Annotated in this window: 14 protein-coding genes; all 14 read left to right on the forward strand. The window is 40.5% G+C overall.

Features of this window, described 5'->3' with window-relative positions:
* The first annotated feature begins 180 nt into the window (after window positions 1-180).
* The 14 genes from ACJAZP_RS08835 to ACJAZP_RS08900 are packed head-to-tail and all read left to right on the forward strand — an operon-like array spanning window position 181 to window position 13198.
* The gene (locus ACJAZP_RS08835) at window positions 181-381 is read left to right on the forward strand and encodes a Flp family type IVb pilin (RefSeq protein ID WP_415230374.1); all 201 of its coding nucleotides are present in this window, start codon (window positions 181-183) and stop codon (window positions 379-381) included.
* Between the two features lie 21 nt (window positions 382-402).
* Window positions 403-969 carry an A24 family peptidase gene (locus ACJAZP_RS08840; RefSeq protein WP_415230375.1) on the forward strand — a complete coding sequence of 189 codons (567 nt, stop codon included), beginning with the start codon at window positions 403-405 and terminating at the stop codon, window positions 967-969.
* Window position 970: 1 nt separating this feature from the next.
* Entirely contained in the window at window positions 971-2413 is a 1443-nt protein-coding gene (locus tag ACJAZP_RS08845) for an AAA family ATPase (RefSeq protein ID WP_415230376.1), read from the forward strand.
* Window positions 2414-2467: 54 nt separating this feature from the next.
* On the forward strand, window positions 2468-3361 hold the full coding sequence (cpaB, locus tag ACJAZP_RS08850) for a Flp pilus assembly protein CpaB (RefSeq protein ID WP_415230377.1): 894 nt from the start codon (window positions 2468-2470) through the stop codon (window positions 3359-3361).
* Complete coding sequence (locus ACJAZP_RS08855) at window positions 3351-4805, forward strand: type II and III secretion system protein family protein (protein ID WP_415230378.1); 1455 nt, start codon at window positions 3351-3353, stop codon at window positions 4803-4805. The genes cpaB and ACJAZP_RS08855 overlap by 11 nt, the downstream gene beginning before the upstream one ends.
* Before the next feature lie 26 nt (window positions 4806-4831).
* The gene (locus tag ACJAZP_RS08860) at window positions 4832-5095 is read left to right on the forward strand and encodes a hypothetical protein (protein WP_415230379.1); all 264 of its coding nucleotides are present in this window, start codon (window positions 4832-4834) and stop codon (window positions 5093-5095) included.
* Window positions 5096-5126: 31 nt separating this feature from the next.
* Window positions 5127-6620 (forward strand): TadE/TadG family type IV pilus assembly protein, encoded by a 1494-nt coding sequence (locus ACJAZP_RS08865; RefSeq protein WP_415230380.1) that lies wholly within the window; start codon window positions 5127-5129, stop codon window positions 6618-6620.
* Between the two features lie 8 nt (window positions 6621-6628).
* Entirely contained in the window at window positions 6629-7084 is a 456-nt protein-coding gene (locus ACJAZP_RS08870; protein ID WP_415230381.1) for a TadE/TadG family type IV pilus assembly protein, read from the forward strand.
* Window positions 7081-7608: a TadE/TadG family type IV pilus assembly protein gene (locus tag ACJAZP_RS08875; RefSeq protein WP_415230382.1), complete on the forward strand. Its 528-nt coding sequence runs from the start codon at window positions 7081-7083 to the stop codon at window positions 7606-7608. Before ACJAZP_RS08870 ends, ACJAZP_RS08875 begins: the two co-directional genes overlap by 4 nt.
* Window positions 7609-7623: 15 nt before the next feature.
* A complete protein-coding gene (locus ACJAZP_RS08880; protein ID WP_415230383.1) occupies window positions 7624-8883 on the forward strand; it encodes an AAA family ATPase in 1260 nt (419 codons plus the stop codon).
* A gap of 3 nt (window positions 8884-8886) precedes the next feature.
* A complete protein-coding gene (locus tag ACJAZP_RS08885; protein ID WP_415230384.1) occupies window positions 8887-10212 on the forward strand; it encodes a CpaF family protein in 1326 nt (441 codons plus the stop codon).
* Between the two features lie 8 nt (window positions 10213-10220).
* Window positions 10221-11189: a type II secretion system F family protein gene (locus ACJAZP_RS08890; RefSeq protein WP_415230385.1), complete on the forward strand. Its 969-nt coding sequence runs from the start codon at window positions 10221-10223 to the stop codon at window positions 11187-11189.
* Between the two features lie 18 nt (window positions 11190-11207).
* Entirely contained in the window at window positions 11208-12176 is a 969-nt protein-coding gene (locus ACJAZP_RS08895) for a type II secretion system F family protein (protein ID WP_415230386.1), read from the forward strand.
* An 8-nt stretch (window positions 12177-12184) separates the two neighbouring features.
* A complete protein-coding gene (locus ACJAZP_RS08900) occupies window positions 12185-13198 on the forward strand; it encodes a tetratricopeptide repeat protein (protein ID WP_415230387.1) in 1014 nt (337 codons plus the stop codon).
* Window positions 13199-13898 lie beyond the last annotated feature (700 nt).

Genomic DNA, 13898 nt, shown 5'->3' on the forward strand with positions numbered 1-13898 from the left:
TAACTGAATCTAAACTTAAATACGTTGATAGGTTAATTTGTTAACTTACTAACACAGTCAATGTATCAATTGATACAGGGCAAGGTCTCAGTAGATACAGGTGATGGATTACGTTGGATAAAAAGCAGGGACTGCTACCTATATTACCTTGTTTAAATTTTACAATAGGAGTGGTTTACCATGTTAAATATTAAAAATTTATTAACTGAGTTTGTACAAGATGAAAGCGGTTTGACGGCAGTGGAATATGCGATTGCCGGTGGGTTGGTTGCCGGTGCTATGGTGACTGCATTTGTAAATCTAGGCGCAAATGCAACACTAAGAATCGATGCATTAGATGAAGCGGTACAGGGCAACGTTGTGGCACCTACTTTCCAATAATAATATAAATAGGGATAAATAATGGAAGAGCTCAGTTTGATGATTAAACTCTCCATCATTTTGCTGGTATTTTTAATCGCGCTCTATTTTGATTTAAGATACCAGCGCATCCCCAATTGGTTATGCATGATAACTCTGATGACAGGCTTTATAGTCCAGAGTTATTTTTCCGGATGGGCCGGCCTGTTAAATGCTTTTCTTGGCGCAGGTCTCGCCCTTCTTATTCTCTTCCCCGCTTTTGCCCTAAAAATGTTAGGCGCAGGCGATGTGAAATTGATGATCGCCATCGGCTCTTTCTTAGATGTTAAATTTTTACTCTGGTCAATAATTTACGCGCTTATTGCAGGCGCGCTTACCAGCATCTGTCTGGCGTTATACAAATTAGGCTGGCAACCCTTTAAAGAGATATTGCTCCATTATTTACGCTGTTTGTATCTGCGACAGTTTATTCGGCCCAGTAACCAGCAGTTTTTAAAAATGAAGGTACCCTATGCTCCCGCGTTATTGATGGGCTGGCTTTGGGCCTGCAGTCAAAATAGCGATGTTTTATGGCTTCTTTCAAATTTCCGTTATCAACTAGGTGGATGAAATGCGAATGTTTAACTTCCAGAAAAAAAGCAAAAATGAAGTTTCAGAGCAATTGGAGAGCGGCACGGAACTGCTCAATAGCGCGCTTGAATCGGGTGACAGCTCCGACCCTGCCCCTATTTTTCAACAGGTTGCAGATTCCGCTGAGCTTCCTGAAAATATGATAGAACCTGCCTTTGATACCCGTCTGTTAGATTTAGCCCCTCGGCCGTCAACCGTCGCTGAAACAGGTTTGTCAAACAGTTTATTGCTAGATTTATTAGTTAAACATCTGCACATTGGCGGCGTTTATTCTCTTCGTGAATTAAGCGATAAATTAGCACTGTCGGGTGGAATCGTGAGTGACCTCATCGAGCAGGCGAAAGCCTTAGCCTGGATAGAAAACCGGCAAAGCGGCAGTGATGGTCAAATGCGTTTTTCCTTAAGCCATATTGGGCAATTTCAAGCGGAAAAAGCATTTCTGAAAAATGGTTACATGGGACGTGCACCATTACCTTTAGCGCAATATATTAAGGTCGCCAAGAGTCAGTCCAGCCGCAGTACACCACTGTCTAAAGCTGAGCTGGATAAAGCTTTCTCGGGGTTAATGTTCCCCGAGCAGCTAATTGATAAAATCGGTCCGGCGCTCAATTCAACCAAGCCCATTTTGATTTATGGCAAACCGGGAACCGGTAAAAGTTATTTTTGTCGTCATCTCAATCTCCTCTTTGGTGAGCAGGTATTAATCCCCTATGCGATAGAGGTTAATAATGAAATCATCCAACTATTTGATCCTGCAGTACATCAAACAACTTACCAATCTAATAATAAAGATTTATTGAAAATGGGCAGCAGTTTCGATCAGCGTTGGTTATTGTGCCTGCGACCATTAATCATTACCGGCGGCGAGTTAACCCTGGAGATGCTTGAAGTTCGTTTTGATCATAATTCGAAAATGTATCAAGCGCCATTACAGCTTAAGGCGAATAACGGCATTTTATTGCTGGACGATTTAGGCCGCCAAAAAGTGACACCCAAAGCGTTATTCAATCGCTGGATTGTGCCCTTGGAAGAAAGACGAGATTTTTTGTCGTTACAATCCGGGCTGCACTTTGAGGTGCCCTTTGAACTGCTACTACTGTTTTCGACAAATTTATCACCAAAAGATCTTATCGATGAGGCGTTTTTAAGACGTTTAGGTTATAAAATTCCGTTTTCAGGGTTAAATAAACAGCAGTTTAAAATGATTTGGGACCAGGAATGTATTTTTAATTCATTGTCTTGTGATCAACCGGTGTTTGATTATTTGGTGACTGATTTATTAACTTTCTACGAAAAAGATTTTTTACCCTGCTACCCAAGAGATTTGATTTCGATTATTCGTGATCAGATTGTATTTAAAAAATTACCATCTGAAATAAACAAACAGCTACTTGATTTTGCGTGGCAAAGTTATTTTGTCTAGGTCAGCAATACGGCGCTTGTAATATTTATTTAAAACGAATAATGAGGAGGAAATATGAATAAGAAAACCCTAATGTTTATTGTCCTGTCCGTTTTGTTTGGACTCGGAGCCGTATTGATTGCAAAAAATTGGTTGGCTGAAAATCAGCCTGAAGATTTAACCGCAGGGCAAATAACGGTTTTTACCGTCAATACAGATCTTTCTGTGGGGACTATCCTGGATCCAAAATACGTAGCTTCGACTGTTATGCCAAAAAATTTAATTGCTACGGGTACTATTACGGATAAAAGCCAATTAGACGGGATGGTGATTAAGCAAAAGCTTTTTCAGGGCGACATTATCACCCGCCAAAGGTTAGCTAAAAAAGGCGAGGGCAGCTCGCTAGCCAGTCTAATTGGTGAAAATATGCGCGCTGTGACCATTCGCGTCAATGATGTGGTGGGGGTGGCCGGTTTTTTACTGCCGGGTAACAAAGTCGATGTCTTAAATACCTACAGTGCTAAAAGTAAGAAGGTGGCTACCGATGTTATTCTGTCAAATGTGAAGATATTAGCCGTAGATCAAAAGGCCTCCTACGATGAAAATAAACCGCAGTTAGTCAGGGCGGTGACGCTTGAACTTAGCCTTGAACAAGCTGAAATCTTAATGAATGCACAGGATAAAGGCAGCATTCAATTAGCCCTTAGAAATCCCAACGATCAGGATGATACTTCGGGGCTCTTAACTGCTTCTCTTGATCCCTTCCCCCTACCACTGCCTGCTATCGAAAACAGTACTGTAGTGGATAAAACCCCGGTCGTCACCGAGGTCACTGCCGTCGATAATTCCCCGCAAGCGGATAACTCGCAACCGCTTAGAATTCGTCATAAAATTGAGATTATCCGCGGAGTAATACAGGAATCGATACAGTTAAAAACGATTAATGGAGGGCTACAAAATGAAAATTAAACAAAGGACAGCATTTTATTTCAGCAGCATCATTTTTACTCTGGTTTTCTGCTTTAGTAGCCTTAGTCTTCATGCCGGCGGACCAAGCCTAAAAGAGGGCAGTGCAGAGAAGATTCCCATTTATAAGTCGCGTAACTTAAAAATTAAAGATGATATTTATCGTATATCAATAGGGAATTCTGAAATAGCCGATATTCTTATTTTAAAATCCAATGAGCTATATGTACTGGGGAAAGCGTTAGGGATAACCAATGTGATGGTTTGGGATGAAAATGACAAGGTTATCGACATTATCAATATAGAAGTTACCCATGACTTGAACACCTTACGCGAACGCTTCTATCATTATTTGCCCGATCAAAAAATTGGCATTGAATCTTCCCAGGGGCAGTTAGTATTAAGCGGTCAGGCATCCTCTCTGGAAAAAATGAACTCAGCCGTTGAACTTGCCAGAGGATTTTCCGATGCATCAAGCGTCGGTAATCGTAAAAGTGAAGTGTTAAACATGATGTCCGTCGGTGGTGGTCACCAGGTAATGCTCGAAGTGACCGTGGCGGAAGTGCAAAGTGAAGTTGCTCGCAGGTTAGATACTCGAATGATATTAGCGGGTTTTGGTGGTCAAGGAGGAGGCGGCATTGTTAATGGTGGAGATCTTTTTGATGCGCTCGGAGACGGTGCCACGCAAGGTTTATTTGGTACCTATTTTAACAGTGATATGCTCTTTAGCTTTGCGTTAGACGTCGCCAAACAACACGGTTTAGCAAAGATATTAGCCGAGCCTAATATTACCGCACTGAGCGGTCAGCAGGCAGAGTTTTTATCGGGCGGTGAATTTCCAATTCCGGTACCGAGTACAGACGGTGTCACCATCGAATATCGAGATTTTGGTGTCGGCGTTAGCTTTGTACCAACGGTCTTAGATTCAGGCAAAATTAATCTCAATCTTAAGGTGCTGGTTAGTGAATTGAGTAGTAGCAATTTACTTTCAATTAGTCTTTCAGATACGGACTCCTCTTTTATCGTGCCTTCCATCGTTAAACGTACGACTTCGACAACCGTTGAGCTGGGTGATGGTCAAACCATTGCTATCGGCGGACTTATCAGCGACAACCTCAGGGAAACGGTTGATAAAATACCTGGTTTTGGTGATATTCCGGTGCTTGGGCAGCTGTTTCGCAGCCAGGAATATATCAAAGGTCAAACGGAGCTGGTGATCATGGTAACCCCAAGGCTGGTTCGTCCGTTTAATAAGGAGGGGATTGCCTTACCGACGGATAATTTTGTGGCCGCATCGGATCGGGACTTTTATTTATTAGGCACGATGACCAAGCGTAATCTGGCAGATAAAAGCAATACCTCTCCTAATTTGGCCGAAGAAAATGCCAGCGTAGATATGCTGCCTAATAGCGGTGGTACGCAGGAAAAATATGGTCAGGAATTATAAGCACAACTGCAACCGAGGATTAAGTCATGAAAACATTTAAAAATTCAATCTGTCTACTGTTTGTCATTGTTGCTCTTTCTGCCTGCAGTAACAGCAATGATCTCGAATATGGCCTATCAGGCACTTATGCCGAAATTAATAAAATGCAAATTTTAGATCCCATGGCGCCCGAAAATAATGCCGGAATTGTAAATTCTTTAGAAGGCAATGTTGCTAACAAGGTAATGAAAACTTATCAAGGAAGTACCTATCAGCCAAAAGAAGGCCGCACTGTTTCAATAACAGAGTAGCGTTCTATTAGGAGCTAACAAGGTGATGCTTATGAATAACGGTGCCAAGAAATATTATCACGGTCATTTACTAAAAAAACAGCAGGGTAATATCCTGGTGATGTTTACTATCGGACTGTTTTCTTTTATTGCCATGATGGCGTTAGCCTTGGATGGCGGGCATCTACTGCTTAATAAAACTCGCCTGCAAAATTTTGCCGATTCATCAGCGTTACACGCGGCTGTTGTCTTAGATTTAGGTGGCAGCCACCGTCAGGCAAAGAAAGCTGTGATAGAAATGTTAAGTAAAAATATTGCTCATGCTGATAATTTTGAAATTAAAGACGGTCTAAATCTTTCATCGCTAAACTATGATGCTATTGATCTTAATGGGCAGGTGCGTGTCGACTTTTCAATGCGCGCAGATCCTTTTGTCAGCTCCGCTGATGAAGATGCGCATTATGTGAAAGTTGAATTTGTTGATGTTAATTTAAATAATTTCTTTGCTGATCTGCTCAGCTTTACTAAACGGGTATCAGCCGTTGCGCTAGCGGGGCCAAGTACCGCGATAGAAGAGTGCCCCATCGATCTAGTACCTATGCTGGTTTGTGAAGATCCTGTAGCACGATCTGCACACCCCGATCATATAAACAGTGATGGCAGCGGATACGCCTTTGGTTTACCTCTAAAAGAACTCATGGCAATGAAATCAGGATCAGCTTCCGCAAGCGAGCCTGCGATCGGGCCGGGTAATTTCCAGTTGATACGTTTGGGAACTAATACCGGTGCTGCCGATATAAGAGAAGCGATGGCCGGTTCCCCCTTTACCAATGCGGCTAATTGCGCAGCTACACTCGGCGTGGGTGCTGAAGTGGCAACCGAACCGGGTAATACGGTCGGTCCTTCAGCGCAGGGCATCAATACCCGATTGGGTGATTATGCTGGTCCGATGAATAAAGATAAAGCTCTCTATCCTGCGGATTGGAATACCTGCCAGGGAGAAGATAGGGTAGAGGTTTATACAAAAAAAGAGGCAGAAGATGCAACCACCGCCGCTGCAGCGAAAGCAGCAATAGCAGCCGCAGCAGCTGAAGCCGCTGGAGAATCAGCTGAACAAGTAGCAGAAGCTGGTATGTACACAGTATCTCAGGCAGGTGATATCAATCCTACCACTATAGGTAATGCTTATCGACACGATCAATATATTAGCGACTCACTTTCTTGCAGTGATGTGCTTAATGGCGAGTCTGGTGGTGATGTTGTTACCTTGTCCGATAATGTACCAACAAGTGGTTTTGAACGAAGAATGTTAAAACTAGTTATTGGAGACTGTACCGGTAAAAATAATGGCGCAACGGATATACCCGTTGTCGGGTTGGGATGTTTTTTCTTAACCCAAACAATGGGCGGCGGCAGTGATGATTTTATTGTCGGTGAATTTCTTGGGGACTGCAGCTCTGTTGGTAAACCATCAGGGGTTGCAGATGATACGCCAGGTCCTTATACGATAGTGCTTTATCACGTGCCCGGCAGCAAAGACTCCTAGGAGGAATTATGAATAAAAAGTTAAAACAAAATCAAAAGGGCTTAGCGGCAATAGAGCTGACATTGTTATTACCTTTTTTACTGTTTTCTTTATTTGTTGTGACCGAATTTTCGCGGGTTTTATATCAATATAATGCCCTAAACAAGGTGGTAAGAAATGCTTCCCGCTATATTATCGCTAACCCTGAATTTAACTCGACTAATGCTAATATTGTGACAAATGCAACAAAGCTTGCGGCAAAATCTTTGTTGATCTACGGTGATTTGGGCGGTACGCAAGAGATATTACCTAATCTGTCCGCCACCACTTTTTCAGTTTCTGTTAGTGATGAATTTATAACAGTAACGGCGAGTTATCCGTGGCAGCCGATCTTCACTGACTCATTACCTAAATTTGCCAGCAGTGGTAGTTATGATTTAAGTTTTCCTTTGGTGAGCAGATATACAATGAGGGCATTCCCATGATCTATAGAAGTAAACAAAAAGGGGTCTATGCGGTTGAGTTTGCCATTGTTGGGTCGCTGTTTTTTGTGCTTTTTTTTGCGGTGATTGAATTTGCCAGAGTTATATTTACCTGGGATGTGCTAACCGAAGTTTCCAGGCGCGGCGCACGGTTAGCAACGGTATGCCACGTACAAAGACAATCCACGGATCTGACCTCACCGGATTTTCGATTGATCGGTGCCGCAGCAACGCCCAATGAGGTATTAACTGCCGCGATATTTTCTGACGCTGATTATGACGCTAAGATGATTCCTAACTTAACACCGGAAAATATTAAAATATCTTATTTGGATTATGCTGGTAATACGGCGAGTACTTTTGCTCAAATTAGCCTTGTGCGCGCAGAAATAGTCAATTATTCGCATCAACTATTAATTCCTTTTTTCAGTATCACCCTTAATTCGCCGAGTTTTTCAACGACCTTACTGCGTGAAAGCCTTGGGGTTACAAGATACGGCTACACATGTAATGGAACACCACTTTAAGAGGGTTTAATTATCATGGAAAGAAATACGCTAAAAATAGCCTCAATATTAAAAGAACCAGCAGAGGTCTCTTCTTCAATAGCGAAGGATCCGCTAAAATTTTCCCTGCCTTTTGGAGTCAATAGTCTATTAGTTTGTGCTGATCCATCGCGCCGAGAACAAGTGCGGGGTTGCTTGAAATCAGTGAAAAACTTAATGTTGAAAATAGAGCCAAAAATCACTTTTATTGAAACAGATATTAAAATGGTGTTCTTAGTCTATTGTGGTGATGAGCAGCAAATTTGCGCCGATATGGAAAAGTCTGCGGCGCAGAACATTCCTGCTTTATTGATAGGCAATGATATTTCTTCATCTTTGATGCGTAAAGCAATGCAGTACCAGGTTAAAGACTTTATTCCTTTGGATCATTTTAGTGAAGAAATTGGACCCGCCCTATTATTACTAACGGAACAAATTTCAGCCAATATAAAAATGGCGCCAGTGGTGAGTATTATTAATGGTAAGGGCGGTTCAGGATCAAGTTTTATTACCGATTGCCTGGGACATATTTGTGCCGAGCAAACCCATGACAATATAGCTCTGTATGATGGTGACTTTCAACATGGGACTTTAGCGGATATGTTCGGCGCTGAGCCTGAATATTTCATAACAGATGCACTAAAAGATATTCAAGAATTAGATGCGCTGGCGATTAAATCCATCATGTGCTCAAACGGGAATTTAAGTTTGATGCCGGTCAAACCTTACTCCCATATCTCTGATATTGACACACTAAATTCTAATGATTTAAGTCTGTTAATAAACAAAATCCGCAGCAGTTACCAGTTAGTTATTGCGGATCTTTCGCGAGGATTAGATGCCCATAGTCTGCCAATTGTTGATATTTCCGATGTGGTTTTAGTCGTAGTACAACAAAATATTGTCAGTATCCGTAAAGCGAAAGAGTTAGTGTCGCAAATGAAAATTCGTCTGGGCATAAAACCCGAGCGAATTCATCTGGTGGTGAACCGCTTTTCAAGTAAGCACAGCACTATTAATGTCGAAGAAATAAAAAAAGCAGTGGGCATAGAATCAGCCTTTGTTATCCATAATAATTATGAGTTAGCCAGTGCCTGTACGGACTTGGGTAGATCCATACAGCAGGCTAACAATCCCAAAAAAATCAAAACAGATTTTGAACAAATAGTCTCTAAGTTGTTCCCCATCTCTATCAAAAAAAGTGCAGGTTCAACAAGCTTTTGGTCTCGTTTTTCGCTTAACTCACACAAGGAGTAAATGATGGAATCCTTAAAAAACAAAGAGCAGCCGTCATATGATGTCATTAGTCAGCAAGATTTGCAGATTAAGCAGGAAACCTTTGCAAAGCTATTAAAAATGTTGGATTTGTCTGTTTTAGAAACCTTAGATGATAAAAATGCACGCGCACAAATTACTGAAATTTGTCATCAGTTACTCAATGACATAAGCCGTCCGTTAAATTTACTTTCGCGGCAAAAAATTATCAAACTCATTATTGATGAGGTCTTAGGGTTAGGTCCGTTGGAAGCCTTGTTAGCGGATCCCTCTATTTCAGATATTTTGGTCAACAACTTTGACAATATCTTTGTGGAACGCTTTGGTAAATTAGAAAAAGTTCCGGTCACTTTTTATGATAATCACCATCTGCTTAATATTATTGACCGCATCGTATCTCGAGTGGGTCGCAGAATTGATGAATCATCGCCTATGGTAGACGCCCGTCTGCAGGATGGTTCGCGTATTAATGCGATTATTCCTCCTTTGGCACTCGATGGCCCCTGCCTATCTATTCGTCGTTTTTCTGTCGAAAAATTAACCGCCGAGCAACTGATTGCCTATGGTTCCATGAGTAAAGAAATGGGCCAATTTATTGAAGCTATTATTGTAGGTAAATTAAATGTGCTCATCTCGGGGGGGACCGGCAGTGGTAAAACCACATTGTTAAATATTTTATCTGGTTATATTCCTGAAAATGAACGCATTATTACCATTGAAGATTCTGCTGAATTACAACTGCAGCAACCCCATACTGTCCGCCTTGAAACTCGTATCGCAAATATCGAAGGAAAAGGAGAGGTAGTACAGCGCGATTTAATAAAAAACTGCTTACGTATGCGGCCTGACAGAATCATTATTGGTGAAGTCAGGGGGGCTGAGGCTATTGATATGCTAGCTGCAATGAATACCGGTCATGAAGGTTCTTTAACGACACTGCATGCTAATACACCAAGAGATGCATTAGGCCGGATGGAAAATATGGTTTGCATGGCAGGTTTTGATATGCCGATTAAAAATATTCGCGCGCAAATTGCATCGGCTATTAATGTGGTTATTCAATTACAGCGTCATGAAGATGGTTGCCGACGTATTACCAGTGTGCAGGAAATTAATGGTATGGAAGGAGAGATTATAACCATGTCTGAAATTTTTAAATTTGAACGAACCGGTAAAGATGCCGATGGCAATATTCAAGGGAATTATAAAGCGACGGGCATAGTACCTAACTTTAATAACCAGCTTAAGTTAAAAGGGATAGATTTGCCCGCTGCTGTTTATGGTGTGGATTATAATATCGCTAATTTTTAGGAGGCTGTATGACAAATGAAATTTGGTTTTTACTCTTAATTTTTGCTGCGGTTATTTTTTTATTTCAATCCCTATTGATCTCCGTTTACAGTCCGCAAAAGACTAACACGCGGTTATTAAGGAAGCATCTTAAAAAAATTTCAACAGAGGGCATTGTCCAGCAAGCCGACTTGGTACTTAATAAAAAATTAGAAAAACTGCCTGGCTTATTGAGGGCATTGGAAGAGATTGAGTTCATAAAAAACTTAACCTATAAATTACAATTAGCGGGTTACAAAATGCTCGGCCACCAATATGCTTTGTTGGCTTTATTGGTAGCGGCTCTGATTGCGCTGCTGATTTGGCATTATACGCTTGACCCTCTGTTTGTCTTCCTGAGCATTCTTGTGGTTTTATTTTTATTTAATCTGCAGTTAAACAGGGCAATGAATAACCGTCTTGAAAAAATTGAAGAGCAGTTTCCGGAAGCACTTGATGTTCTTCGACGAGGGCTGCAGGCGGGTTATGCTTTCTCCGAAGCCTTAAAATTGGTTTATGAAGAAACTCAGGGTGAATTATCCAAAGAATTTTATATTTTATTTAGTCAAATTAATTTTGGAACCGATGTGAAAACATCCCTTTTAATCTTCGTGCAACGTGTGCCTATTACGTCGGCAATGGCCTTTGCCAGCGCGGTCAGTATTCAAAAGGAAACCGGGGGCAATTTAGCAGAGAAAATTGAAGGTCTTTCAAAAATTATTCGTCAACGCTTTGCTTTTAAACGTCGGGTTAGAACGCTTTCGGCGGAAGGTCGCCTTTCCGGTTGGGTATTGGTATTGACTCCTTTTGCGCTGTTTGCCGTATTGTATATAAGTTCCCCCGGTTATATCGCTACATTAACTAGCACTCCGGAGGGTATAGATTTATTAAAATGGGGTGGTTTAGGCATGTTATTCGGCATTTTTTGGATAAGTAAATTGATAAAAATTGATCTGTAAAAAAAGAGAGACATCATTATGGAATATATTCTTAGTTTAATTAATAGTTATGTTAGTGATCCTCAATACGCAGAATTGTTACTTTACGGAGTCGCAGCGGCTGGTGGGATAACTTTTGCTGTGGCGTTAAGTTTATTGTTTTCAGGTGTCTACTCACCGATAAAATTACAGTTACAGAAAATGGGTAAAGGTGAACAGACTTATTCGGGAAACAATGCGGGTTTTAATCAATCATTAGAGCATTCGCTGACTAAACTCCCTTTTATTCGCCACCAATTTGCGGGGGACAATAAAACCAAACGTCTATTAATCCATGCCGGGTTTCAATCCCAGAACGCTTTAAATATCTATAATGCGTTGAAATTGATTTTTGTACTAATCTCAATAGGTATAGCGGTTATTGTTAATCGACTGTTTACTGATCTTTCCATCATGCTCAGTATCTATCTTTTTGCTGTCATTATTGGCATTGCTTATTTGTTACCTGGATTGATTCTTACCTATCTTGCAAGTTCACGAATACAAAATTTGCGTCGCTTTTTCCCCGATGCCCTGGACTTATTAGTTGTCTGTTGTGAATCCGGTTTAGGTTTGTTAGAAGCTTTCCAGCGAGTGGGGAAAGAGCTTCAATTTGCCCACCCGGAACTTTCCAAAGAACTGACCTTAGTCTGCAGCAAAGTGCGCGCAGGCTATTCGATGCAGGACGCATTACATGAGTTTTCTGAGCGTACCGGTCTTGAAGATATTCGAGGATTAAACTCAGTGATTGTACAAAGTTTAAAGCTCGGTACCGGGATAGCCGATACTTTAAGAGTTTATGCGGACGAATATAGAGATAAGAGGTTACAGGAAGCAGAAGAAAAAGCCGCAAAACTTGGCGTGAAAATGGTATTTCCGATGATGTTTTGTATTTGGCCTTCATTTTTTATTGTTGCTATTGGACCTGCGGTGCTTAAAGTGATGGCCGTTTGGGGTCAAGCTTTTTAGGGGAATTTATGAATAACAGGACTGCTACATTAAGTTTTTATCTGAAAACGATTATTTTAGTTTTAACGTTTGGAATTTTTGGTTGCAGCACGTCGGGACAAAACCAGGACAGTGCTGCATTGAAAACCCCAACAGTAGAGGAGTTCTCTAAATTAGCATTGACTGCTGAGCAAAAAGGCGATCTTGAACAGGCCTTATTTCATTATGTTAAAGCCTTGGAAATGAGCCCTACCGATACCAAACTATTAATTGCAATTGCTCATGTTCATGAACTTCGTAATGATAAATCCATTGCCTCCCGTGCTTATTTAGAAGCGCTCAAAATTGATCCTACTTTGATCCTTGCTCATCAAAATTTGGGCATTATTGAACTGCAGGACAGAAAATATAAGCAAGCTAAAATCCATTTGCAGCAAGCTCTAATCTTAGATCAGCAACGTCTTAGCAAATTAGGTGGCATAAAAACCAGTGGCTACTACGATTTGGATAATGAATCTCTGACAAAATCCTATAATGCTGCTGGTGTGTTAGAGGATATGAATGGTAACTTTTCTTTAGCTCGAATTTATTACAACTTAATATTAAACATCAATGAAGACTTCCCTAATGTGTTATCCAATATTGGCTATTCCTATTATTTAACGGGAGCGTTGAGTCAGGCCGAAAATTATTACAGAAAAGCAATTAATCAAGATCCCGGATTGAAACGAGCTTGGACTAATTTAGGTTTGTTATATGTCAGAAAAAATCAATACAGCCGAGCGATTCAAACTTTAAAGCAAGTGATGAGCGACTTTGAAGCTTATAATGATTTGGGGTACTTTGTTATGCTCGATGGCAACTTAGACGAAGCTGAATATTTTTTCCAAAAAGCCATCGATATATCACCAAGCTATTATAAAAAAGCGAATGCAAATTTAGATCTGGTGCGCTTAAAGAAACGTGAATTATGGTTGGCGCAACAAGAAGCTCATGGTGTGAAAATACCTCAATCATATATGAAAATGGCAATACTAGAGTAATCCGAAGGAGGTTTACCAATCTACATTTTTGTATACCTCAACTTTGTGGTTAAAATAAAGACGAAGCTCGTTGTTTTGATTTGCAATAGACAGTTAGTACTCATCAAATGCCAACTATCCTTGATTTTACTGCGAAACATTAAGCTATTTACTCTATAAACCGTATTTAAAGAATATGGGCAAAGAAAATATTATGCTTAACAGTTAAAAAAACAGCTTTATTTAGATGATAAATGAGCACATTGATTGTTAAATAATCGTTCGATCATTTTATTGAACTTATAGTCAATAAAACCCTTGCCAGCGTGATCAAAGTCTCTATAATGCGCATCCACGGAAACGGGAAAGACGCAAGTCAAACCGGTTACTTAGAACGAAACAGGTTAAGTTTTTAATAACGTTTAACGTTGATTAAAAACATTATATTGGCCCTTGACATCGTTTGCAGGTAGCGTAATATACGCACCTCGCCGAAAGGCACGCTCTTTAACAATTTAATCAAACAATCTGTGTGGACACTTATTGTTGATGTGATTTCAAAAAAAATCAAAGTCCTTTTGTTATTTATATAGCACAAGGCAGTAACTTTTCACTTCGTGAATAGATTACTCATCAATAAAAGTGACACACGAATAAATTTATTTATTCAGAATAATAAAGAACTTCGGTTCTTTAGTTTTAGTCAGTTATATTGAGTCGC

Origin of the sequence: Psychromonas sp. (assembly GCF_047632955.1) — a bacterium.
Lineage (GTDB): Bacteria > Pseudomonadota > Gammaproteobacteria > Enterobacterales > Psychromonadaceae > Psychromonas.